Source organism: Lutispora thermophila DSM 19022 (assembly GCF_900142105.1).
Taxonomy (GTDB): Bacteria; Bacillota; Clostridia; order Lutisporales; family Lutisporaceae; genus Lutispora; species Lutispora thermophila.
Genome location: NZ_FQZS01000003.1, coordinates 222246 through 247712 on the forward strand (window position 1 = coordinate 222246; position 25467 = coordinate 247712).

At 36.5% G+C, this 25467-nt stretch carries 25 protein-coding genes; 19 read left to right on the forward strand and 6 right to left on the reverse strand.

The window, feature by feature from the left end:
* Positions 1-54: 54 nt before the first annotated feature.
* The 5 genes from BUB48_RS01110 (at position 55) to BUB48_RS01130 (ending at position 4448) form a co-directional block, all read left to right on the forward strand.
* Complete coding sequence (locus BUB48_RS01110; protein ID WP_073023616.1) at positions 55-609, forward strand: biotin transporter BioY; 555 nt, start codon at positions 55-57, stop codon at positions 607-609.
* A 209-nt stretch (positions 610-818) separates the two neighbouring features.
* Positions 819-1808: an acyl-CoA dehydratase activase-related protein gene (locus BUB48_RS01115; RefSeq protein ID WP_073023617.1), complete on the forward strand. Its 990-nt coding sequence runs from the start codon at positions 819-821 to the stop codon at positions 1806-1808.
* Entirely contained in the window at positions 1809-2903 is a 1095-nt protein-coding gene (locus BUB48_RS01120; RefSeq protein ID WP_073023618.1) for a 2-hydroxyacyl-CoA dehydratase, read from the forward strand.
* A gap of 12 nt (positions 2904-2915) precedes the next feature.
* On the forward strand, positions 2916-3881 hold the full coding sequence (locus tag BUB48_RS01125; protein WP_073023620.1) for an acyl-CoA dehydratase activase: 966 nt from the start codon (positions 2916-2918) through the stop codon (positions 3879-3881).
* A 114-nt stretch (positions 3882-3995) separates the two neighbouring features.
* Entirely contained in the window at positions 3996-4448 is a 453-nt protein-coding gene (locus tag BUB48_RS01130) for an FMN-binding protein (RefSeq protein WP_073023622.1), read from the forward strand.
* 73 nt (positions 4449-4521) lie between these two features.
* On the opposite strand, the gene BUB48_RS01135 is transcribed toward BUB48_RS01130, so the two are convergent.
* Positions 4522-4938 carry a transcriptional regulator PerR gene (locus BUB48_RS01135; protein WP_073023624.1) on the reverse strand — a complete coding sequence of 139 codons (417 nt, stop codon included), beginning with the start codon at positions 4936-4938 and terminating at the stop codon, positions 4522-4524.
* Between the two features lie 326 nt (positions 4939-5264).
* Between BUB48_RS01135 and BUB48_RS01140 the strand changes: the two genes are divergently transcribed.
* From BUB48_RS01140 to BUB48_RS01150, 3 genes are all read left to right on the forward strand, one after another.
* Positions 5265-6506 carry an argininosuccinate synthase gene (locus BUB48_RS01140; RefSeq protein WP_073024032.1) on the forward strand — a complete coding sequence of 414 codons (1242 nt, stop codon included), beginning with the start codon at positions 5265-5267 and terminating at the stop codon, positions 6504-6506.
* Entirely contained in the window at positions 6503-7879 is a 1377-nt protein-coding gene (gene argH / locus BUB48_RS01145; protein ID WP_073023626.1) for an argininosuccinate lyase, read from the forward strand. The genes BUB48_RS01140 and argH overlap by 4 nt, the downstream gene beginning before the upstream one ends.
* A gap of 137 nt (positions 7880-8016) precedes the next feature.
* On the forward strand, positions 8017-8526 hold the full coding sequence (locus BUB48_RS01150) for a GNAT family N-acetyltransferase (RefSeq protein WP_073023628.1): 510 nt from the start codon (positions 8017-8019) through the stop codon (positions 8524-8526).
* Positions 8527-8661: 135 nt separating this feature from the next.
* On the opposite strand, the gene BUB48_RS01155 is transcribed toward BUB48_RS01150, so the two are convergent.
* Positions 8662-9534, reverse strand: coding sequence for a nitroreductase family protein (locus tag BUB48_RS01155; protein WP_073023630.1), 873 nt, complete (start codon positions 9532-9534; stop codon positions 8662-8664).
* A 387-nt stretch (positions 9535-9921) separates the two neighbouring features.
* Between BUB48_RS01155 and BUB48_RS01160 the strand changes: the two genes are divergently transcribed.
* The 11 genes from BUB48_RS01160 to BUB48_RS01210 all read left to right on the forward strand — a co-directional run bounded on the left by BUB48_RS01160 (position 9922) and on the right by BUB48_RS01210 (position 21338).
* Positions 9922-10506: a manganese efflux pump MntP gene (locus tag BUB48_RS01160; RefSeq protein ID WP_073023632.1), complete on the forward strand. Its 585-nt coding sequence runs from the start codon at positions 9922-9924 to the stop codon at positions 10504-10506.
* Between the two features lie 84 nt (positions 10507-10590).
* Entirely contained in the window at positions 10591-11808 is a 1218-nt protein-coding gene (locus BUB48_RS01165; protein WP_073023634.1) for a 2,3-bisphosphoglycerate-independent phosphoglycerate mutase, read from the forward strand.
* Positions 11809-11825: 17 nt separating this feature from the next.
* Positions 11826-12107: a YkvA family protein gene (locus BUB48_RS01170; protein ID WP_073023636.1), complete on the forward strand. Its 282-nt coding sequence runs from the start codon at positions 11826-11828 to the stop codon at positions 12105-12107.
* A gap of 13 nt (positions 12108-12120) precedes the next feature.
* A complete protein-coding gene (locus BUB48_RS01175; protein ID WP_175548319.1) occupies positions 12121-13182 on the forward strand; it encodes a CapA family protein in 1062 nt (353 codons plus the stop codon).
* Positions 13183-13203: 21 nt separating this feature from the next.
* Positions 13204-13902, forward strand: coding sequence for a PrsW family glutamic-type intramembrane protease (locus BUB48_RS01180; protein ID WP_073023639.1), 699 nt, complete (start codon positions 13204-13206; stop codon positions 13900-13902).
* 172 nt (positions 13903-14074) lie between these two features.
* Positions 14075-15826 (forward strand): 5'-nucleotidase C-terminal domain-containing protein, encoded by a 1752-nt coding sequence (locus BUB48_RS01185; RefSeq protein WP_073023641.1) that lies wholly within the window; start codon positions 14075-14077, stop codon positions 15824-15826.
* Positions 15827-16023: 197 nt separating this feature from the next.
* Positions 16024-16614: a hypothetical protein gene (locus BUB48_RS01190; protein WP_073023643.1), complete on the forward strand. Its 591-nt coding sequence runs from the start codon at positions 16024-16026 to the stop codon at positions 16612-16614.
* 122 nt (positions 16615-16736) lie between these two features.
* Positions 16737-18119 carry a sigma-54 interaction domain-containing protein gene (locus BUB48_RS01195; RefSeq protein ID WP_242944135.1) on the forward strand — a complete coding sequence of 461 codons (1383 nt, stop codon included), beginning with the start codon at positions 16737-16739 and terminating at the stop codon, positions 18117-18119.
* Between the two features lie 248 nt (positions 18120-18367).
* A complete protein-coding gene (locus tag BUB48_RS01200) occupies positions 18368-19663 on the forward strand; it encodes a CitMHS family transporter (RefSeq protein WP_073023647.1) in 1296 nt (431 codons plus the stop codon).
* A gap of 21 nt (positions 19664-19684) precedes the next feature.
* On the forward strand, positions 19685-21034 hold the full coding sequence (locus BUB48_RS01205; protein ID WP_073023649.1) for an acyclic terpene utilization AtuA family protein: 1350 nt from the start codon (positions 19685-19687) through the stop codon (positions 21032-21034).
* 4 nt (positions 21035-21038) lie between these two features.
* The gene (locus BUB48_RS01210) at positions 21039-21338 is read left to right on the forward strand and encodes an AtuA-related protein (RefSeq protein ID WP_073023651.1); all 300 of its coding nucleotides are present in this window, start codon (positions 21039-21041) and stop codon (positions 21336-21338) included.
* A 137-nt stretch (positions 21339-21475) separates the two neighbouring features.
* On the opposite strand, the gene BUB48_RS01215 is transcribed toward BUB48_RS01210, so the two are convergent.
* The 4 genes from BUB48_RS01215 to BUB48_RS01230 form a co-directional block, all read right to left on the reverse strand.
* Positions 21476-22570: a hypothetical protein gene (locus BUB48_RS01215; protein WP_073023653.1), complete on the reverse strand. Its 1095-nt coding sequence runs from the start codon at positions 22568-22570 to the stop codon at positions 21476-21478.
* Positions 22567-23526 carry an acyl-CoA dehydratase activase-related protein gene (locus BUB48_RS01220; RefSeq protein WP_073023655.1) on the reverse strand — a complete coding sequence of 320 codons (960 nt, stop codon included), beginning with the start codon at positions 23524-23526 and terminating at the stop codon, positions 22567-22569. The genes BUB48_RS01215 and BUB48_RS01220 overlap by 4 nt, the downstream gene beginning before the upstream one ends.
* Positions 23527-24293: 767 nt before the next feature.
* Positions 24294-24830 (reverse strand): chromate transporter, encoded by a 537-nt coding sequence (locus BUB48_RS01225; protein WP_073023657.1) that lies wholly within the window; start codon positions 24828-24830, stop codon positions 24294-24296.
* Positions 24830-25363: a chromate transporter gene (locus BUB48_RS01230; protein ID WP_073023659.1), complete on the reverse strand. Its 534-nt coding sequence runs from the start codon at positions 25361-25363 to the stop codon at positions 24830-24832. The genes BUB48_RS01225 and BUB48_RS01230 overlap by 1 nt, the downstream gene beginning before the upstream one ends.
* Positions 25364-25467: the final 104 nt, after the last annotated feature.

Below are 25467 nucleotides of genomic sequence, written 5' to 3' on the forward strand. Positions count from 1 at the left end.
TTATATTGTAAACCAAACAAATATTTAAGGTTAACAATAGAAAGGATGATTAACATGAAACTTACAACAAAAGAAATAACCATGGTGTCTCTTTTTGTGGCATTGATCACAATTGGTTCTAAGATTACCATACCATCACCAATAGTGCCTTTTACATTGCAATGGATGTTTGTTGCTTTATCAGGAATGCTGCTAGGAGCAAAGCTAGGTGCTATAAGCATGGCCGTCTATATTATACTTGGGTTGATTGGTCTTCCTGTTTTTGCTAAAGGAGGAGGCATAGGTTACGTAGTATCTCCTACTTTTGGATATCTTTTAGGTTTTATCGCTGCGGCATATATTATAGGTAAAGCGGTAGAAGGGATGAAGGATATAAGATTTGCAGGAATTTTTGGTGCAATGGTCTTGGGCTTGCTGGTGGTTTACACCATAGGTGTATCCTATATGTATCTAATGCTCAATTTTTATATTGGCAAATCAATTACAATATCAAAGGCAATTTGGACAGGCGCATTGATTTTTGTGCCCACAGATTTGCTTTCAGCCGTAGTTTGTTCATTATTGGGTGTCAGGGTTGGAGGACAAATAAGGGCGATAATCAGTAATTAGTGCATTTTGAAATTGAATATTATTAGATTAATTAAGCTACAGCTCAATATCTAAAGCTTTTAAAACACCTTTTAGTTTAATGAGAAAACACTGTTATTTTTTGCCTGAAATACCCCCTAATTAATATTTGTAGTTTTTTTAGCTGAAGTATAGAATTAAATGTTGATAGCTGATATGCATTGGCAATGTATTTAAGGGGGTTTAGCACTTTGAAAGTAGGTATCCCAAGAGCACTTTTGTTTTATTATTACTATCCTCTATGGAAAACATTTTTTGAAGAATTGGGATGTGAGGTAGTCACTTCGGGAAACACCACTAAAGAGCTTATAGATAAGGGAATAAAGGCTTCGGTGCCCGAAATATGTGTACCTATAAAGATATTAAATGGTCATGTTCTGGAACTTTTGGATTCAGGTGTGGATTATGTGTTTATACCCAGGATGATGAGCATTAGGAAAGGTGAATTTTTTTGCCCGAAATTCATGGGCCTTCCTGATATGGTAAGACATAGCCTTCCAGGCGCTCAGGGAAAAGTTCTGTATCCGAAGATTTCATCCTTGTCCGATGATATATCTGATGATGCATTATACCTTGAACTAGGAGAAGCTTTGGGAGTATCACATAAACAGATTAAGGAAGCATTGAAAGAAGGAAGGGAAGTCTGGAAGAAATTCAGGAATAAATCTAAAGAAGGTCATACGATTGCAGAAGCAATGGATTATGTAATGACGGGCAAAGAACCGGAAAAGCAGGAAGATTGCACAATTACAATAGGTTTGATGGGCTATGTCTATGATGTCTATGACGAATTTGTAAGCATGGGGATAGTAGACAAGTTGAAGGATATGGGGGTTAGAGTGCTAACCTTTGAGATGATGGATGAGGAAATGTTGGACAGGGAGTTGGATTTTATGAAGAAAAGGCTCTTTTGGACCTTTTCAAATAAACTCCTCGCTGCTGGATATAAATTTCTTAAGGATAAGAATATTGATGGTGTAATCCATGTTACAGCCTTTGGCTGTGGCCCTGATTCATTGATTGGCAAACTGATGGAGATAGATTCTATTGAATACGGTAAGCCTTTTATGACCATAAGAGTAGACGAGCATACAGGAGAGAACCATCTTTTGACTCGTATAGAAGCCTTTGTTGATATGATTCAAAGAAAAAAGGTAAAGTCCTTAAAGGAGGCAGAGTAAATGAAAGTAGCTTTTCCCTATATGGGAACCACAGTAATATATAAGAAGCTTCTTGAGCTTTTAGGTCATGAAGTCATTGAGCCTCCTGAACCAACTCAAAGAACCATTGACCTTGGTGTCAAGTATAGCCCGGAATTTGCTTGTTTTCCTCTTAAAGTTGTTTTGGGGAGCTACATAGAAGCTGTGGAAATGGGAGCTGAAACCATAGTTACGTCTGGTGGCCATGGTCCATGCAGAGCAGGTTTTTATGGAGAAACCCATAAAAAAATATTAAAAAATTTAGGATATGATGTAGATATTATAGTATTTGATGCTTATAAAAGAGATAAAATGGGAACAATTAAAAGGGTGTTGAAGGTAAAAAACGGTAAATCCTGGATAACTGTATGGAAGGCTATAAATGTAGTGTATGCTATGGCCAAAGCCCTTGACAGGATTGAAAAGCGAATTGAAAAGATGAGGGCTTATGAAGTCCATAAAGGTGAGTGCACAAAAGCATGGAAAACCATCAAAGAATGGTTTGACCATGACGTGAAGACCATAAAGGATGTTGAAATGACAGAAATGAAAAGCCATAAGCTCCTTGATGAGATAAAGCTGGTAGAGGTTCCTGAAGAAGAAAAGATAAGAATAGGCATTGTAGGCGAAATTTATGTGGTAATGGAACAGTCCATTAACCTAAGGATTGAAGAAACACTAGGAAACTTAGGTGCAGAAGTGGAGCGGTCCCAATATCTTTCTGAATGGATAGATTATAATATTATGCCTGGGGCTGCCCGCAAAGAACATGAGTTGTACATTTTGAAAAAGGGTGAAAAATATATAGAGGAAATTATAGGAGGACATGCTAAACAGACTGTAGGACATATAGTTGATTACGCTGAAAGAGGTTTCGACGGAGTGATACATTTGATGCCTTTTGCCTGCTTGCCTGAGCTGGTTAGCCAAAGCATAATACCAACCATAGGCAAGGAACATAATATACCTGTATTAACATTGTCCATTGATGAACAAACAGGAACTGCTAATACGTTAACCAGGTTGGAAGCCTTCATAGACCTTATAAGAAATAATAAAAGGACAAAAACTGCATAATGGAGGAAGCATATGGATAAGGTATTTATAGGTATTGATGTAGGTTCAGTCAGTACCGATATAGTTGCTTTAGATGTAGAGGGAAATATACTTTCGACCCAATATCTGAGAACAAATGGACAGCCTATAGAAGCTGCAAGAAAAGGGTTAAGAAATTTGAAAGAAGAATTCAAAGGTGATATTGAAGTTCTTGGGGTAGGAACTACAGGAAGCGGAAGACAACTGACAGGCATTATGGTAGGAGCAGATGTCATAAAGAATGAGATAACAGCCCATGCTACAGCTACCATTACTCTTGTACCGGGAACAAGAACCATATTCGAAATAGGAGGACAGGACTCCAAGATTATTTTTCTGAAGGACGGAATGGTAACGGATTTTGCCATGAATACAGTATGTGCTGCGGGAACAGGTTCTTTCTTGGAGCATCAGGCAGAAAGATTAGGCATCCCCATTGAGGAATTTGGAGATCTGGCCCTTACAGCCAAGAAAAATGTGCGTATTGCAGGGCGCTGTACAGTATTTGCAGAGTCGGATATGATAGCCAAGCAGCAGTATGGTTTTTCAAAGGCTGAGATAATCAACGGCTTATGCGAGGCTTTAGTAAGAAACTACATAAATAATCTTGGCAGAGGAAAGAAACTGGAACCACCTTATGTTTTTCAGGGGGGAGTTGCTGCCAATAAAGGTATAGTAGCAGCCTTTGAAAGAGAATTAAACCATGAAGTTATTGTTCCAAAGAATCATGGCGTTATGGGAGCCATAGGAGCTGCAATTCTGGCTAAGGAGTATATTGAAAGGACCGGCAGAACCACAAACTTTAGAGGTTTTGAATGTACAGATCTGGATTTCACTCCAACCAGTTTTATATGTGGTGGCTGTGATAACTCCTGCGAAGTAATAAAGGTTGAGATGAATGGAAAAGCAATGGCCATGTGGGGAGATCGCTGTGGCAAATGGACTAATTCCATAGCATAAAATATGTGTTTCCGTTAAGGAACATTTTAAACAATACCGAGGTTTATATTTTAATTTAAAATAATGCATATAATATGCCCTTCCATAATAACTTTATATAAGAGATAGAGTTAGATGGGAGGGGTTTTTATTAAACATAAAATCATATTATTGACAAGAAAAAGACTTATGATTTATGCATTGATTCTTGTTGTACTTATACTAGCTATTGTTGGAATAACATACTTATTTAAAAATAGGGAAGAACCTACGGCTTCATCCAATAGCTTCATATATCTTCAATATAAGGATGGAAAGTACATAGGCAACGAAAAGACGGATAAGGGAAATATTCAAGTAGAAGTCACCATTAAAAAGAATAAAATAACCGAAATAAGGATTTTGGAGTTTCCACAAGAATATTTAGCAGAGAACAAAGAATTGGAAAAGCAAACTGCAGAAATTATTGATAAGATAATAAGAACTCAGGAAATCATGAGTTCGGAAGACATGGAGAGATCATCTTATGTAATCAATAAGTTTTTAAAGGCAATTAGGATTGCCGTAGATCAATCATTACTTCAATAGAAATTGCTTTGTATAAATAAAAATGGATTCAAAAAACCAGTTGGATTCGAGAAAATCCGACTGGTTTTTGGTTCTAATGTGCTTGTTGGCATTTTGGGCAATAACCATAAAAATAAAGCTGCTGCTTTACCAGGTTATAACCGGTTTTTGACTTAACCTTGTCTAGTAAGTCATCTATCATGACGTCATCAACATCGTCTACCCTTCCGCATTTTAAGCAGTGAATATGAGGATGCTGCTTAGTGTTGGCATCGTATCTGGAACTTCCTTCTCCAAGATCCAGCTCCTGAATGAGCCCAATGGATTTAAAAACTTCCAGAGACTTGTATACTGTAGCCAAACTCATGGTAGGGTACATCGGAAGGAGCTGATTGTATATTGCTTCTGCACCAGGATGCTCCTTGGTGTTTTTTAGTACATTATATACAGCCAATCTTTGAGGTGTAACTTTAAAACCATGCTCTTTCAATATTTTTGTAATCACAACCATAATATGCCTCCGGAAAAATATTGTATATTCAACAGAATATTATAAATAATAGAATTTGTCAAGAGATAAGTATTGTTAATTTATAAGTATACGAAAATTAGTATCGAATGGAATATTAGAATTAATATATATGCTATATTTATTAATAAGCCAAATTGAGTAAACATGAATATAATCACATAAAAATGAGGATTGATTGGATTAGACATTAGATAAAATGTATATATATAAAATTTTCTTCAAATTTATAATTTAATATTGCATAATTATACTTAGATTATTATAATTATTATTAATATTTTAGGTGAGGTGTAGATATTATGAAATTGTTGAAAGAAAAAGTGGTGCTGGCTTATTCTGGAGGACTGGATACTTCTGTTATCATACCATGGTTAAAGGAGAATTATGATTTGGATGTTATAGCCTGTTGTGTGGATGTAGGTCAAGGGGATGATCCTAAAGTTGTGAAAGAAAAGGCTATAAAAAGCGGTGCATCAAAGGTTTATTTTGAAGATGCGAAAAAAGAGTTTATAGAAAAATATATTTTTCCTACGTTAAAGGCAGGAGCGGTTTATGAAGGGAAATATCTCTTAGGTACATCTTTTGCAAGACCTCTTATAGCAAAAAAACTTGTTGATGTAGCTGAAAAGGAAGAGGCGAATTATATAGCTCATGGATGTACCGGTAAAGGTAATGATCAGGTTCGTTTTGAGCTTTCAATTAAATCCATGAGACCTGAAATGAAAATAATAGCTCCCTGGAGAATTTGGGATATAAAATCCAGAGAAGATGCAATAGAATATGCTGAGAAAAGAGGAATACCTGTACCGGTTACAAAAGATAAGCCTTACAGTATGGATAAGAACATCTGGCATTTGAGCCATGAGGGAGGAGATCTGGAAGATACATGGAATGAGCATTCTACAGATATGTATATGATGACTATACCACCTGAAAAGGCCCCTGACAGGCCTGTATATATAGAAATCGGCTTTGAGAAAGGAGTTCCTGTGTCATTAAACGGTATATACTATGATCCTGTATCCTTATTGGAAAAGCTAAATAAGATCGGTGGAGAAAATGGTATCGGAATTTCTGACATAGTTGAAAACAGGCTTGTTGGAATGAAATCCAGAGGAGTTTATGAGACTCCCGGAGGGACTTTGCTTTATACGGCCCACAAAGAATTGGAATACTTGACATTGGATAGAAACACAATGCAGTTTAAAGAAATAGTGGCACAGAAGTATGCTCAACTGGTTTATGATGGATTATGGTTTACTCCACTAAGAGAAGCATTGGATGCCTTTGTAGATTTTACTCAGGAATGTGTTACAGGAGTAGTTAAGCTGAAGTTATATAAAGGTTCCTGCACCAATGTGGGTTCAAAATCACCTTATTCCTTATACAACAGAGATTTTGCAACTTTTGGGGAGGATGATGTTTACAATCAGAAGGATGCAGAGGGATTCATAAATCTTTTTGGTTTGCCCATAACAGTAAAAGCATTGATGAAGAAGAAAAATATGGAGGAAATGCTCCAAATACAGAGCAAGAAGGTAATATGAAGTTATGGGGTGGAAGATTTGAGAAAAACACAAGCCAATTGGTAGATGCTTTTCAAAACTCCATCAGGTTTGACTGGAGAATGTACAAACAGGATATAAGGGGGAGCGTTGCCCACGCAAGAATGCTTGGAGACAAAGGCATAATCCCTCGGGAAGATGCCAGGTTGATCATTGATGGTTTATTGGAAATACTGGAGGATATAGAATCAGGGAAGATTGAGTTTAAAGAGGAGGCTGAGGATATTCACATGAATATCGAAAGCCTTCTTATACAGAAGATTGGGGATGCAGGCAAGAAGCTTCATACAGGAAGAAGCAGAAATGATCAGGTGGCGTTGGACTTCAGGATGTATCTCAAAGATGAAATGGATGAAATTATTCACTTGATTAGAAAGCTGTGCGGGTTGTTGCTGAAAAAGGCTGAAGAAAATCTGGATATAATTATTGCAGGTTATACTCATATGCAGAAAGCCCAGCCAATAACTTTAGGTCATCATATTATGGCATACTTTCATATGTTCTGTCGTGACATGGAAAGATTCTGCGATTGTTATAAGCGGACAGATATAATGCCCTTGGGAAGCGGGGCCTTGGCAGGTACAACATATGACTTGGACAGGGAGATGGTAGCAAGGGAGCTGAACTTTGAAAGCATAAGTGAAAATTCAATGGATGCAGTATCTGATAGAGATTTTGCTATAGAGTTCATAAGTTGTTGCTCTATAATCATGATGCATCTGAGCAGATTTTGTGAAGAGCTTGTGCTTTGGAACAGTCATGAGTTTGGATATATTGAAATGGATGATTCCATGGCGACAGGCAGCAGTATTATGCCTCAGAAGAAAAACCCTGATGTGGCAGAACTCATAAGAGGAAAGACAGGGAGAGTATATGGTGATTTGATGACTATTCTGACCATTTTGAAAGCTCTACCCATGGCATATAATAAAGATATGCAGGAGGATAAGGAAGCAGCCTTTGATGCTGCGGATACTGTTAAAGGCTGTATAAATGTGTTTATTCCCATGTTTGATACAATAGTTTACAACAAGGAAAGGATAGCTGAAAAGTTAAAGGAAGGTTTTCTAAATGCCACTGATGCAGCAGATTATCTGGTAGGAAAAGGTGTTGCTTTCAGAGATGCCCATGAGGTTGTGGGCAATATGGTAAACTATTGTATTAAGAATAAAAAAACACTGGAGGATTTAAGTCTGAAAGAATTCAAGACATTTAACTCCAGCTTTGAAGCAGATGTTTACCAGTATATAAAAATGGAGAACTGTGTAATAAGAAGAAGCACTATAGGAGGACCATCTCCGGAAAGGGTTTTGGAGGATATTGAAAAGGGGAAAAGATATTTAGGCCTATTGTAATAATTTAATGGAACATACAGCAATTGAGTTGGTTGAAATTGAGTATCATTTAGAGTATATTAACATTGAGGATACTTTCATGACTGTTCTATGCTGTATTTATTCCAATAATTATTATGATATGGAGGCTTATTGTTGTGATTACTACTATAAAAGGTCAGAAATCAACCCTGACGCAGATGGTGGAAGAAGATTTGAAAATGATGCATACGTGGGCATGTGACCCTCTCATAACTCAATATTATCATAAATGCTTATCCGAAGAAGTGAAGTCATTAAAAAAAATTATATGCAGTCATGATAAAAACATTAAAGCTTATACTATCAACACGGAAGACCATGTAACCATAGGAAAATTGACAATTGAGATAGCTGATGACAATACTGCAAATATCGATATGCTTATAGGACAAAAGATATATATTGGGAAGGGTTATGGAAAGGATGCCCTTAGGGTTGCAGTGAAACACTGTTTTGAGGATTTGAATCTAGATTCCGTTAAGATGGTTATAAAACAAGGAAATGTGAGGGCAGAATACTGCTGCTGGGCCTGTGGAATGAGAGAAGACAAGTATTATATTCCTGAAGAAGAGAACTCTGACACTTTCAGAATGATTATCTATAAAAAGGATTACACAGGATATTAGGATGGAGAGATACACCGTTGGGGCTATTATTTTTGGAGTATCTCAGAAAGAAAAAGCGGGTATAATCCCGCTTTTTTTATAATGTTTAGGGAAATATAAATTTCCTTAATTTGTACTTTCCGTTAAAAGCCTTTCTTATAGTTCTATTCTGGCTACAATTTTATACTCTTTGCTTTCATCCTTATCTCCAATGAAGCACCATTTCGCAGGGATGCCTAAATCTTTGGCCAAACCTTCTGTTGTATACATCATAATGCCTGCATCTACATAATTTTCTATGTTTTCTGGGTTGACTATAGCCAAATATGCCTCACCGTCCCTCAAGATAAAGCGGCAAGGCTGCATATTCTTATAGGAGGGAGCATTTCTTACAAAAAAGAATATATCTCCAATACCTCTGCTTTCAAGTTCATCGAAGGATACTTCATTTCCCCATTCATTTATATATACTATTTCACTAACTGCAAGCCTTGCATTATCGACGCCCTTATCTTCGATTATTTTGTAACCATAGGGGCTTGTAGAAGTGTTTTGGACATATAAGGATGGGGATTTTTGCTTTAATGCTTTTTCATCTGCTTTGCCAAAAGCAAGTATATAATTTATGTTTCCTTTTTCATCATTCAATAATTCTGATTTTATGGCATGAGATACATTTCTTATGTTTACCCAGCAACTTCCCAATTCCATTTCAAATAGCTTTTTTACTACTGACTGCATGAAATATGCGCCTAAAAATTCAGTTTCTTGATTATCGTTGTACAGTTTCAATCCTATGTAATGTGGACTTTTGATCATTACTCCGCTATATCCGCCTACGCCTTCCAGTTTATTGAATACTTCTTGACCATTTTCAAATAGAAACAGTGAAAATCCCTTTTCTCTGCCTACGGCAGTATTTATTTCGTTCAGATATGCTCTAATATCACCCAGGATAAAGTTCTCAACATTTGAATCTTCGTAATCTCTTATTGATTGAAGATTAACCAAAAAATCTTTGAAATTCATAAAAAAGCCTCCTTGGAAATTAAAACTATTACATTATATATTAATCCAACGTGGGTTAAATATCAACAATCATTGAACAAATAGCTCTAAAATGAATATATAGCAAAGCCTGTTGACTATGTGCAGTATTTTGTTTAAAATATATCAAAGGACAATAAATAAAATAATATGTCGCATAAGGGAGTAGTTGCCGCAAAGATTGCGGGGTAATGTCAACATACTGATGGAAACATCTGGCATACCTTAAACAATGAGACTTATGTGCAGTTGTTGCTGCACATAAGTTTTTGTTATGTTGGAAATAAATATACTTTCCTGTACGATAAATATAAACTCTTATCGTATATGTTGTCTCTTATGCTGATAGAAATATGGAAGGGGATAATAATGGGAATTATAACAATTGTAATGATTGCAATCGGACTGTCGATGGATGCTTTTGCTGTATCTCTGAGCAGTGGTATATCCATTAAGAATCTTAAGCCACAAAACGGGGCAAAGGTAGCTTTGTTCATGGGTGTATTTCAGGCTATAATGCCTTTGATAGGTTGGGCTCTAGGAATAGGATTCAAGGAATATATTGAAAAATATGATCACTGGATAGCATTTATACTTCTAGGGTTTATAGGTATTAAAATGCTTAAAGAGTCTATGGATGAAGAGTGTGAGTATGTTTCAGACCCATTGGACAATAAGGTTTTGCTTATGTTGGCTATAGCAACAAGCATCGATGCTCTGGCGGTAGGGGTAAGCTTTGCTTTTCTGAGTACTTCCATATTCAGTTCAGCTATAATAATAGGACTCATAACATTTATGATTTGCTATATAGGTGTTTATCTTGGAAACAAATTCGGTTGTATATATAAGAAAAAAGCGGAGATTGCAGGAGGATTAATACTTGTTCTCATAGGTTTCAAGATATTGGCTGAACATACAGGATTGACTACAATAGTTATCAATATGTTCAGATAAGAATAATTTTTACGACTAATGTACAAAATTAGATAGTATATTGTTATAATATAGGCAACAACAATATGAAAGAAGGGGTTGCTCATGGATATTAATGAAGAATTGATTGAGAAATTGGTTCAAACTAATAATGCAAATATAGTATTGCTTGTTATGGATGGTTTAGGAGATATTCCAAACAAGGAATTTGGATGGAAGACTCCGTTAGAGTATGCCATAACACCAAATATGGATAGATTGGCCAAAGAATCTGCTCTTGGAAGACATATTCCCGTATTGCCGGGTGTTACTCCGGGAAGTGGTCCGGGGCATTTGGGACTGTTTGGTTATGACCCCATAAAATATGAGATCGGCAGAGGAATGCTCGAAGCTGCAGGTATGGATATGGATATAAAAGATGGAGATGTGGCAGCAAGGTGCAACTTTGCTACAGCCGATGAAAATGGTGTTATAACCGATAGAAGAGCAGGAAGAATTTCTACAGAGAAATGTCAGGAAATATGTTCGATACTTAGCGAAAACATTAAGTCCATAGATGGGGTTGAAATAATTATAAAACCTGGCATGCAGCATAGATTTGTAGTTATGTTCAGGGGAGAGAACCTATGCGATAAGCTTACCGATTCTGATCCACTGATGGAGGGTAAAGAACCGTTAGCCGTTGAACCTCTTAATGAACAGGCTAAGTTTACCGCAGAAATTGCAAATAAATTCTATCGTCAAGCCCGCGAGGTAATCAGGGATCTCAAACCCGCAAACTCACTTTTGATGAGAGGATTTTCGGCTAAGCCTAGGATTCCAAGGATGCAAGATAGATTTGGACTTAACCCTGTTTGTATAGCCCATTATCCAATGTATAGAGGACTATCAAAGTTTGTGGGCATGAATGTCTTAGATGCGGGGAATACACCGGAAGATGCATTTAGAGTATATTCCGAAAACTGTTCCAAATATGATTTTCTATTTATACATATAAAATATACAGATAGCTTCGGAGAGGATGGAAACTTCAAAGAAAAGGTAAAGACCATTGAAGCGGTAGACAAGGCTCTTCCAATTTTGTTGGAGAAAAAGCCTAATGTGTTGTGCATAACAGGAGATCATTCAACGCCAGTACCTATTAAAGGGCATAGCTGGCATCCAGTGCCTGTAATGATACATTCTGAATATTGCGGTTTTGATGATGCAGACAGATTTACAGAAAAGAACTGCAACAAGGGAAGCCTTGGCATGTTCCAGAGCAAGTATCTGATTAATTATCTGCTTGCCAATGCTATGAAACTCTCTAAGTTTGGAGCCTGATAAAGGAGTTTTCCACTATGAACAAAATCAAGTTGCTCATAAGATATATAGGAGATAGAGAAGTTTCTGTTTTTAAGAAATTATTAATTCTCGCAGGTTTTCTCTATCTCATATTCCCCATGGATATTGTGCCTGATGTATTAATAGGTGTTGGCATATTGGATGATGCAGCTGTATTATTGTTTATCTGGAATGCTATTAAATCCGAGTTAGAGGAATATGCTGAGAAGGTTTCAGGTATGAATGTAGACCACAGTAAGGTTATAGAGGTGGATTTTAGAAAGGAAGATGATGATTAGCAGGAGTGGTTTTGTGAAAAGGTTGCTGATGGCCTTATACCTATTAATGTTTATTATTATATTAGTTTCATGTACAGGTTTTACGGAAGTTGACCATGGGGAGGTTTTACAATTAGAAGAGACAAAGGTTGAGGAGCCTGATGAGATAAACTCAATTACAATATCTATGGTCGGAGATATGCTTTTTTATGGAACTGTAGATTCCTACATGAAGAAATATGGAGACGGCTATGTCCTGGAGGGATATGGGCCTTTAATGAGAGAGAGCGATATAGTTTTGGGCAACTTGGAAACATCCATATCTTACAGAGGTGAGCCTATGAAGGATAAGCAATATACCTTCAGAGGCAGACCGGAAGTATTGAAGGTATTAAAAGAAAGCAATTTCCATGCTGTAAGTATTGCCAACAACCATGTATTGGATTTTGGCATAGAAGCATTCCTAGATACATTGGATAACTTGGAAAAGTACGAGATTCTCTATGCCGGAGGAGGCAGGAACAGAGAGGAAGCTGAGAAGGGGACTATAATTGAAAAGAATGGAATAAAGGTCGGTTTTCTAGCTTTTACAAAAGTTGTTCCTGTTGTGGATTGGTATGCGGGAAAAAATAAACCAGGTATTATTGGTGCATACAAAGTCCATGAACAGGAGGTTGTAAGAACCATCCAGGAAATGAGGGAAAATTGCCATGTGCTGGTGGTATCTGTTCATTGGGGTCAAGAAGGTACTACAACCATAAGGGATGAGGAAAGGTACATAGGACATAGTATGATTGATGCAGGAGCAGACATAGTCATGGGACATCATCCTCATGTAGTTCAAGGGATTGAGATATACAAAGATAAGCCTATTTTCTACAGTTTGGGAAATTTCATATTTACCACATCTAAGATGGATATAAGCAATAAAACCATAATGGCTAATGTTAGAGTTGACCAAGAAGGGAATGTTTTAGATATTCATGTTGTTCCAGGGACTATAGTAAATGGAAAACCTACTCCCATGGAAGGCATTGAAAGGGATAATTTTATTAAATATTTAAATGGTTTAAACGTAAACTATGTATTGCATTGATTATCGCCTGGGAGGTAGAAAATGATACTATTATTGGTTTCTATAGCCCCATCAGCAGCGCTCATGTACTTTTTCTATATGAAGGATAAGTATGAAAAAGAACCAAGACATCTTCTTATAAAAGCTTTTCTTTTAGGTGTCATAGCTGTAATACCTGTATTGTTGGTAGAAATGAGATTGAACCTGTTTGATATGGAAGCGGATAGAAGCTTGGTAGCCGTAAGTTATACTGCTTTTATTGTGGCAGGACTTGTGGAAGAAGGTTTTAAGTTTCTGGTTTTCTATATGCTTATCTGGCGAAATCATGAGTTCGATGAAATGTATGACGGTATAGTATATAGTGTTTTTGTATCTCTTGGCTTTGCTACTGTTGAAAACATAGGTTATGTGTTGTCCACCGGATTTAGCGTGGCACTGTTAAGATCTATCACTGCAGTACCTGCCCATGCCTTGTTTGGCGTATCCATGGGTTATTATTTAGGTATAGCCAGATTTGCCAGAGTCCAGCACAGGGAAAAGTATCTTGGTTTGGCATTATTAGTTCCTGTGATCCTTCATGGGATATATGACTTTATACTTATGAGCCAGAGATACTATATGTTGACTGTATTTATAATATACATCGGATACCTTTGGAAAAGAGGTATGAGCAATGTGAAGGAGTTGGTGGAGTGCTCACCCTATAAGAACTTGGAAAACGATGAAGATGAAAATAACTAATGAAAGTATGCTTTTCTAGCAATAAAAAGAAGCCTTTCTCAGAATTAATGTGTGGGAAGGTTTCTTTTTGTGTTTTTGAAATAAACTTTGAAGGGGAACATGAAGGATTTTATTACCTAGCGTAGAATATGATAATTTGGTGTTAAAAATCACATGAGAAGGAGAGTGTAAAATGAATACAAACTTAAGAAAGAAACTAAGTATTCTGGTAGTACTTTCAATGGTAATTAGCTTAGTATTCGGTTCTTTTGCCGGAGTATACGCAGATGACAATAAAGTTACCATAACAATAGTACATACCAATGATACACATTCAAGAGTTGAAGCAGGTATTGGATTTGCAAAAGTTGCTGCTAAAGTAAAAGAAATTAAGGCAGCAAATCCAAACACATTAGTAGTTGATGCAGGAGATACATTCCATGGTCAACCCTTTGCTGTTATATCAAAGGGCGAAAGCATAGTAAAGATTATGAATGCCATTGGTTACGATGTAATGACTCCAGGAAACCATGACTTCAACTATGGTCAGAATAGACTTTTAGAATTGGCTAATATGGCTCAATTCCCAATCATTTCAGCAAACCTGTTAAAAGCTGATGGAACAACTCTTTTGAATCCCTATGTAATAAAGGAAGTAGGAGGACTGAAGATAGGCATATTTGGTCTGTCAACTCCTGAAACAGCTTACAAGACTAATCCAAAGAATGTGGAAGGCTTGACCTTTGCTGATCCCGTAGAACATGCTAAGAAAATGGTAGCAGAACTTAAGGAGCAAGGCGCGGATGCTATAATTGCATTGGTTCACCTCGGAATTGATAAGGAATCGAAAGATACATCTTATCTTGTTAGAGATAATGTAGAAGGAATAGATTTGATAATAGATGGTCACAGCCATTCAACATTGGATTCAATAAACAATGAAGGAAAAGCTACGAAAATAGTATCAACAGGCGAATACAACAATAACTTAGGAATAGTAAACATGACATTTGTAGATGGAAAATTGACAAGTGTTGAAGCTTCATCCTTCAGCACTGAAGATGCAGCAGCATTGGAAGCTGATGCTAGTGTTGCAGCTATTATAGAAGAATTAAATGCAGCAAACAAAGAGCTGACATCAGTTGTTGTAGGGAAGACAGATGTAGTACTTGATGGACAAAGAGAACATGTAAGAGGAGGAGAAACTAATTTATCCAACCTTATAACCGATGCTATGCTGGCAATTTCAGGCGCAGACATGGCCATAACCAATGGTGGTGGTATAAGAGCATCCATTGATGTAGGAGATATAACAATGGAGGATATTATAACAGTTCTTCCATTTGGTAATTATGTAGTAGTAAATGAATACACAGGAGCTCAGATAGTTGCGGCTTTAGAGCACGGAACAGCCAACTATCCTAATTTGGCAGGCGGCTTTGCACAGGTTGCAGGCGTAACATTTACACTTGATCTAAATGAGGAAGCAGGAAAGAGAGTAAAAGATGTAAAGATAGGCGGACAACCTATAGATTTGGAGAAAACATACAAAGTGGCAACAAATGACTTTATGGCAGCAGGCGGAGACGACTATACAATGCTTAAGGAAGGGAAATTGCTGTTCCAACTTCCAGGTCTTGATGAAGTACTTATTGAATATATAAAGGGGCTGGAAGCAATACCTGCAGAGGTAAGACCGAGAATGAATGTTATAGAGAAAGCTACAGCAGAAGAAGCTGTAGAAAATGTTGTTACAGAAAAACCTACAGTAGTAGAACCTAAAGAAGAAGCTGCTACAAAGACATATGTGGTAAAACCAAATGATGTACTGTGGAAGATAGCTGAGAAATTTGGCTTGACTTGGGAAAAGCTTGCTGAATTTAACAAATTGGATAATCCTCATCTAATTTTCCCTGGACAGAAATTATTGGTACCTGCAAATTAATGTTTCAATAATTGAAGATAATTCTAGAGTTTTGTAGTGAAAAAAGTTTATAAACAAAACTTTTGGGTCAGGTTTGATATGCCCTGTTTTTCAAAAAAAGGGAGGAATTCAAGCCTGACCCTTAATTTATATCTTCTTGTTGCATATTAATCATTATCTAGTATAATGAGTATATTAATACATTTTGGGGGAAGACGATGGGGAAGAAATATTTATATGTTGTGCTTACAAGGCCAAACACTATAATATCAAAGATTATAAGATTTATTAAAAAGGATGAGTATACTCATGCTGCCATTTCATTGGACAAGGATCTTGAGGAAATGTATAGCTTTGGGAGGAAGCATACATTTAATCCATTCATCGGCAAGTTCAAAAAAGAACATCTTAATAAAGGTATATATAGATTATGTAGGAAGTTGCCGGGCATAATATTGGAGATTGAAGTATCAGAAGAACAGTATGCGAAAGCAAAAGCTTTGATAGAACACTTCATTGTTCATGATAGTTATTATAAATATAATTATAGAGGGTTAATAGATAGCATTTTAAATAAGGAAGCATGCTATCACAATAGGTTTCTGTGTTCGGAATTTGTATATCATGTTCTTAAAGAAAGCGGTATTGTGAATTTAGGCATATCAAGAAATCTTATCAGACCACAGAATTTTCTTGCTTTAAAGAGCAATATAATATATAAAGGTGATTTGAAAGAAATCATTGAAACAGATAGCCTTTGGAATATTGAAAAGTTGAAAGCAAGTATTTGGGGTATTATATTTGAATAAAGGATGGGAAGGGCGAAGGACACCAACTTCGCCTTTTTTCATGCTTCCGACATAGCTTGGCTAGATGCTGGAAATTTCTAATTTTATAGAAATTATATTTTAATTGTTATACAATGAAGTATATGGATTTTGTTAAAGGAGCTTGCAAAATGTTGGAGATAGTCGGATGGATAAGATTAATTTTAAATTCTCTGTCTGAAGGAGTTTTGATAATCGATAAAGATTCAAAAGTTGTTTATATTAATGATGCATATACTAAAATCACTGGGGTAAAACATGATGACATTATTGGAAAACCTTTAAGTTCTGTAAGAAAGGGTGCTCAACTACCTACTGTAATAAAAACAGGAAAAGAGATTCTAAGGGTTTTACGAAAAGAAGAGGATAGCGAATACTTTGTTAATATGTATCCTATAGTATTTGAAGGAGAAATTATAGGAGGAATATCCATAGTAACTGCTATTGACGATGCTTATTATTTAAGTGAAAAACTAAACCAGTTAAGAGACAAAAATAGATTTTTGTTAAAAGCCCTTCAATATTCTAGTAGTGCAAAATATACATTCGATGACATAATAGCAGAAAGCAAGTTATCTTTAAAAACTAAAGATCTTGCCATGAAAATTGCAAAAACAGACAACCCTGTTTTGCTACAAGCAGAAACCGGATGTGGTAAGGAATTATATGCTCAAGCTATACATAGTGGCAGTTCAAGAAAAGACGGCCCTTTTATAGCTGTTAACTGTGCAACATTGTCACCTGATTTGCTGGAAAGTGAATTATTTGGCTATGAGGAAGGTGCTTTTACAGGAGCTAAGAAGAAGGGAAAAGTTGGCCTATTTGAAATGGCAAACTATGGTACATTATTTTTGGATGAAATATCAGAAATGGAATATTCTCTTCAAGCAAAACTGCTAAGGGTACTTCAAGAGCAAACAATAAGAAAAATTGGTGGTACTAATGAAATAAAGGTAGATGTTCGAATAATTTGCGCTTGCAATGTGGATTTACTAAAATATACTAATGAGGGCAAGTTTAGAAAAGATCTGTATTTTAGAATTTCTACTTTTCCCATATTTATAAGTCCTCTACGAGAAAGAAAAGAAGATATTTTACCTCTTACTGATTTAATGCTAAAAAATATAAGTATAAATTTGAAAAGAAATATTCAAATATCCTCAGATGCTCTTAATGTTTTAATGAATTATAATTGGCCGGGAAATATTAGAGAGCTTAAAAATGTATTGGAGTTTTCAGCTACCTTTGCACAAAATGGAACTATTCAAGTCCAACACTTACCGGAAGTTATCCAAAGAAGTGTTCTTAATTCTTATAGTTACAACGCTGCAAATGAAAAAAACTTAGCAGAAAGAGTTAAAGAGTTCGAAAAAAATGAAATTGAAAGAGCATTAGATTTATTTGGCAATACTGTAGAAGGTAAGAAAAAGGCTGCAAAATATTTGGGTATTTCTTTAGCTAGCTTATATAATAAGCTAAATTATTAAAAAGCAAGGAACTGTATTTCTAAAGCATTAGAAATACAGTTCTATTATTTTAGAAATGTTTGATTTTTGTAGATATGTTGCATTTCAGGTTTTTTCATACAGGATTGAAAATAATATATTCTAAATTTCTATAAATTTATAAATTAAGTTAGCCCTGATCTTAAGTATTTAGCCTATTTCAGCGGTTTTGCTTTTGGCATCATATTTGCGATTTATTTTCATGAAATATAAAAAAAGGAGATGACTATATGCTTTCGTTAGTCGCATTTTTAACAATTTTATTAATTCTGGTATTAATTCTTACTAAAAAACTTTCTCCACTAGCATCTTTGATAATAGTACCAATTATAGCAACTGTAGTAATAGGCCAAGGAGCAAAGTTAGGTACTTATGTGGTAGATGGTATTAAAAGTATTGCTCCAACAGGAGTAATGTTCATATTTGCCATTCTTTTCTTTGGAGTATTGACAGATGCAGGAACTTTTGATCCAATAATCTCAAAAATTTTAAAAACCGTTGGCAAAGACCCAGTAAAAGTTGCCATAGGTACAGCCATATTGGCTATGTTAGTACACTTAGACGGTTCAGGTGCAGTTACTTTTGTAATTACTGTTCCTGCTTTATTGCCATTATATAAGCAACTTAATATGAGTAACAGTGTACTTGCTACCATAGTAGCTTTAGGTGCCGGTACAATGAACGTAGTACCATGGGGTGGTCCTACATTGAGAGCAGGAAGTGCATTGGGTGTTGATTCAACTCAAGATTTATTCGTGCCAATACTTATTCCGTGGGTTGCTGGTATAATAACTGTATTAATTATTGCATTTATCTTAGGCAAAAGGGAAAAGGCAAGACTTGCAAGTGAGTTAGAAAATATTAAAGTAGATGTACAATATGATGTAGAAAACAATGAACTAAAAAGGCCAAAGCTTTTCCCAGTTAATGTTTTACTAATAGTAGCAGCTTTAGTTCTGCTAATCAAAGGAACATTCCCGCCTGCTGTTGTATTCATGATGGCTACCGCAGCGGCTTTGTTAATAAACTATCCAAAAGTAAAAGATCAGAAAGAAAGGGTAGATGCACACGCTAAAGAAGCTCTAATGATGGCTAGCTTATTGTTTGCAGCAGGTTCTTTTATAGGAATAATGAGTGGAACTGGAATGATTTCTTCCATGGCTGAATCTTTAGTAAATATTATTCCAGCTTCCTTAGGATCAAAGTTGCCATTGTTAATAGGTATATTGGCTATGCCTTTAAGCTTGTTATTTGATCCAGACTCCTTCTATTTTGGTGTATTACCTGTAATAGCCACAGCTGCAGCAGAGTTTGGAGTTAGCGCTGTAGATGTTGGTAGAGCAGCAATTCTAGGTCAAATGACTGTAGGTTTCCCGGTAAGCCCTCTTACTGGTGCAACATTCCTGTTAATTGGTTTGGCTGGGGTAGACTTAGGAGATCACCAAAAGAAAACTATACCATGGGCATATTTAATATCGATAATAATGCTAGCAGTTTCATTAATTATCGGTGCAATAAGTCTGTAATATTGAAAGGAAGAAGAGACGATGAAAAGTATTAGAATTGGCGCTGGTGCAGGTTATGCCGGTGACAGGATTGAACCTGCGGTAGAATTAATGGAAAAAGGCAATATTGATTATATTGTATTTGAATGTTTAGCAGAAAGAACAATAGCAATAGCTCAACAGGAAAAAATGAAAGATCCGACTAAGGGATACAATGGGCTATTACCTGAAAGAATGAGAAGGATATTGAAGCTTACTAAAGAGAAAAACATTAAGGTAATTACTAATATGGGTGCAGCAAATACAAAAGCTGCTGTAGAAGTTACTAAAAACATAGCAAAAGAGCTAGGTATAACAGGATTAAAGATAGCCGGTATACTAGGTGATGATATATATGACAGCATAGATAAATATAAGGACAATGAAATTCTGGAGCTTGGATGCAAGTTAAAAGACCTGGATGGGGAAATACTATCTTCAAATGTATACTTGGGTGCTGAAAGTATAGTAGAGGCATTGGAAAATGGTGCAGATATAATAATTACAGGTAGAGTTGCAGACCCTGCTCTGTTTATGGCTCCAATCATATACGAATTTAAATGGAGTTTAGAGGATAAATTTAAAATGGGACAGGCGGTTTTAGCCGGACACCTATTGGAATGCGCCGGCCAAGTAACGGGAGGATATTATGCAGATCCTGGATATAAAGATGTGGAAAATCTACATCTACTAGGTTTTCCAATAGTGGAGATAGATGAAACTGGTGAATTCATTGTAACTAAAGTAAAAGGTTCCGGTGGAAAGGTTTCATCAGCCACATGTAAAGAGCAAATGCTATATGAGATTCATGACCCATCAGCCTATTTTACTCCTGATATAGTAGCAGATTTCTCTAAAGTAACTTTTGAAGATATAGAAGACGATGTGGTGAAGGTAACTGGAGCAAGCAGCAAACATCAGCCTGAAACCCTTAAGGTGAGTATCGGCTACAAGGATTGCTTCATAGGGGAAGGTGAAATCAGCTATGGAGGGACTAATGCGATAAATAGAGCAAAACTGGCAGCAGATATTGTTGAAAAAAGATTGAAATTAATTGGAGCTAACATAGAAGAATACAGAGTAGATTATATAGGATATAACTCATTGTATAAAGATAGCATATCCAGCCCAATTAAACCTGAGAGCTTTTCAGAAATAAGGCTTAGAATCAGTGGTAGAACTAAGGAAAGAAAAGATGCTGTATTAATAGGTAATGAAGTTGAAGCATTATATACCAATGGCCCTGCTGGAGGCGGAGGAGCTACTAAAGCAGTAAGTGAAGTTATATCGATTTGCTCAATATTTATACCTAGAGACGCTGTTGATGTAAGAGTGATATATGAGGAGGTATAGAAAAATGAAGTTAAAAGAAATAGCCCATTCTAGAACCGGTGACAAAGGAGACATATCAAATATATCATTGATAGTATATGATATGAAGGATTATGAATTGATTAAGGAAAAAGTTACTGCAGAAAAAGTGAAAGAATATTTCAAGGAAATATGTCATGGCGAAGTAAAACGTTATGAAATAGACAGCATTGGGGTATTAAACTTCGTATTGGATAAGGCTTTAGGCGGTGGAGTAACTAGAAGTTTAGCCTTAGATAAGCATGGTAAATCCTTAAGCTCAGCACTGTTGGAAATGGAAATATAAAACCAGAAGGCGTTTTATAGCTTTTAAATAAGCTATGAAACGCCTCTTTTTATTGGCAGGTACGACGAAGGATGGATGTAACATTCTGGTGAAAGTTCTATATGCAGACGTTCTTATGTGGACAGGTATTATGGATATCAGGAAATAATAGTCTGTCTTCTGCGTGACCGTGCTTCCACATAATCATAAAATGCTTCGAGCCTTGTCTGATAGCCGGCTTCTCCAGTCTGTTCATCAACGATGAGATACAGAATAGGTATGTTATAATCTTTTTCTATCTGGGGCAGTATAGAACGGGATACTATTTCAGGCATGCATCCCATTGGATAAATCTGAACCAAGCCATCATAGCCGGAAAGAGCATAATTTACAGCATGCCCTAGACATTGCTGGGTATGACCTCCTATAAGCACCGGAAGATAGGGTTTAGATAGTCTTTTTTCCAGTTCATAAGGTATTTCTCTTCGCAGCGGCTTAATAAGATTGTTCTCCGCCCAATCTTTAACAGTCATTGATCTGTGAACTTCTGCACCCATATTTCCTAATCTTTCTTCTGCATTAAGGTTGGAGAAAGGATCTATTATTGTATAAATCTCTCCTATTATGCCGATTTTTATTGGACTCACATCTTTATCTATATCTAAAGCTAAGAGTCGATTTTTTGTAGCATCTATTAGTCCTGAAATTTCCTTTGTGCCCTTTGCATTAAGCACCTTGGATTTGAAGTCATGGACTATGCTGTTGACTCTCGCCTTGTCCTTTGTTCTAGGTCTTACGTAATATTGTACCTGATTTAATTCATCGATTTTTTCACAAACCTTATAGGCATCCATAAATACTTTATAAGTTTTGCTGCTTATTTTTCCTCCTAATTTTCTCAAGTTATTGATGAACTTTCCTATGCCTTCCTTTGGAGGATCCAGAATTATCATATCCACATCATAGCCCATATCTTGCAATATGAGCTTTTGCAGAGGTCCATAATAACCGAAACGGCATGGTCCGCAGCTTCCGGTTATGACAATTGTGTCTGCGCCTGCTTCTATGCTTTTTATATAATTTCCAAGCATTATCTTAAAAGGAAGGCATATTCCTTCCGGGGATTCTTTTGCACCCATTCTAAGGGTGTTGTCCGTACTATAAGGTGGTATAATGCTTTCTATACCTAAATCATCAAACATAGCTTTTACTGCAATATATGCTTCGCCCATATGGGGATAAGTCAATTTCAATTAGCTTGCCTCCTATCTATAAGATCAAAAAAAGCTTCCAATCTGGTATTGAAATTTGCATCACCTGTATGTTCATCAAGGGTCATAACCATGAAAGGCTTGTTATATTTCTTTCTACCCAATCGTTGGATTAGCTCGATGGATAATGAATCAATGCCGCAACCAAAGGACGTGAGCATCAATATTCCATCTATATTATTGTTTTCAAACATGTATAAGGCACTTCCTATCAGGTCCTTACTGCTGCTCCAGAACATTCTCTTTTCAAAAATCCGGCATTTTTCTTCTATAGTCTTTTTTTCCAACATTTCAGGCAATATAAATTTAATACCTCTATCGGATAGTTTGTCCAGAAGGTTCATGTTGATGAAGCTGTCATAAAGAAGGTATGGATGAGTAGCTATTCCCACCAAAGGACCGCTATTGTTCTTGGATACATCAGTTCCATCAATATATTTGCAAGGCAATTCTCCCTTCAGAAGGCAGTTATCATATATTATCTGCTCTCTAGCGGCCTTATCGGCAGCCTTTTTTATTTTGTAAGGATTTTTTGTGAATACCGTACCTAGTTCATACAAAGAATTTATTAGGCTTATCCTGCTCTTATACATGTTGATCTCTACATCAATAAGTTTAGGCAATCCGTTAATAGAGTACTTCACCATCTCAGGCAAACCCCCGAATTTGGGGCATATGTATTCTCTTGGAACAATGCTGGTTAGCCTGGGTATCAGCATATAATCAACCTTGTCTTTGAGATATTCTGCATGGCCGTGATATACTTTAACGGGGAGACAGGCATCATCTATGCAAAACCTTGACCCCAAATTCAATATTTCCTTGTTTGTAGGTGGAGACGGTACCACCTCTGCACCCAGTTCCATCAAGAATCTCTTGGCAAAGGGATAAAATTTGTAAAAATACATACCTCTAGGTATACCTACTCTAACACTCAAAAAAATCACCTCTTCACAGCTAGTATTATTGACTGTGAAGAGGTTTTTTAAACATAGATTTGGTTGCGCGACCTAGGGGATTCCTATAGGGTCCTGCTGCGTGCTACGGGCTACGAGGACTCGGGTATTCCTTCTGGGTCATTTTGATGAACACGGATTTACACGGCGGTAACCGCGGATTAATACCGAGGGTTATTTTTTGAGAACACGAAAAGACACTAAGGATTCACTAAAATACACTAAAGGGTAATATAAGTTTACAAATAGTTGCATGAAGCAGAAAGAATCAAATCCCTAAAAAATGCCATAACACTAGAGACTAGCGGCTAGTGACCAGTCTTAAGGGGAATGTCCAAACCCTTGTGTTCTGCAGCCCGCAGGAGGACCAAAAGGAATACCCTAGGCCTCGCAATCAATGTTATATTAACCGCTATAGTAACTAAAGAATAAGCATATGTGCAAGTGAACATATTTATTGATTTTGCACAAACTCTTTGCAAAATATCCTTAGAAAAATCGTATGGGCAGCACGGATGCTGCCCAAGCCTTCCAGGGCATGGAGGCCCTTTGGGAGGCGTTAGATTTTTCTTAGGGTATGAGCTTTAGAGTTTAATAAAATCAATACCTTTGTGAACTGCACATATGCTTATTCTGATTCGATGTAGTATCGAAGCAGTAAATAAAAACCTCAGAGAAATGCTAACTAACTCGCAACCAGAAACTCGAGAGAAGACAGAAGAGGAATCCTTAGGCTCGGCACGTGAACATCAAATAGGAAATCCGTACAATATCAATCCAAGTCCGCCGGATATAACTATTGCCAGTATGGGGCTTATCTTCAGCTTATATACTCCTAGAAAAATCAGTACACCGATGATTATACTTTTAATATCCACAAAGGATACTTTTCCTATTGTAAAACATGCAGCGGCTATGATGCCAAGGACTGCAGGTCTTATTCCTTTTAATACCCATTTGACCCAGTCAAGATGCTTAAACTTATTGAAATATATGGAGACAATAAGTGCCAATATTGTAGGAACCAAAACTACTCCTATTGTACCCAGGACTGAACCCCAAATTCCTCCAAGCTTGTAGCCTAAATATGTAGAAGAATTAACTGCAATAGGTCCGGGAGTCATTTCTGCTATTGCCACTATATCAATGAACTCTTCCGGGCTTATCCAGCCTTTATCCAGAATTATATCTTTCTGAATCATGGATACTACCGCATATCCTCCTCCGAAGCTGAAAGCTCCGATTTTCAAGAAAGAGAAGAATATTTTCCACAATATATTATTCATTATTTAGCAACCTCCTCTCTGAAAAAGAAGAAGCCTAATATGCCAGATACTATTACGGCTGCGATGGGATGAATATTTAAAAATGTCATGCCCAGAAGGGTAGCCAGTGATATGAGAAGGTTCTTAGATTTTAAACCTATGGACTTTGCCAGCTTGATTACTGCAAATATTATTAAAGATACAACTGCAGGCCTTATACCTCTAAAAATGTTCTGAACCACTGCACTATCCTTTATGGTGGTAAAGAAGACTGCTATGGCAAGTATTATAAGGAAAGATGGTAAAGCTGTTGCCACAACTCCTGTTATGGCTCCAGGTATTCCTGCCATACGGTATCCTACATAAGTGGCAGTGTTGGTTGCAAGTGGTCCGGGTAGGCTATTGGTAAGGGCAATAGCATCAAGAAATTCATCTTCACTTATCCATTTTTTATTCTCTACTATTTCTCTCTGTATTACAGGAACCATGGCATAGCCGCCACCTATGGTGAAGCAGCCGATCTTAAAAAATGTGACGAACAGTTGATATAGCATTGTATCACCTACTTTTATTGATATACACTCTAATATTATGCCATAAGATGTTTACTGTCAAACTTCCTTGGGTGGCTAATTTCCTATTTTGCACAAAAAGAATG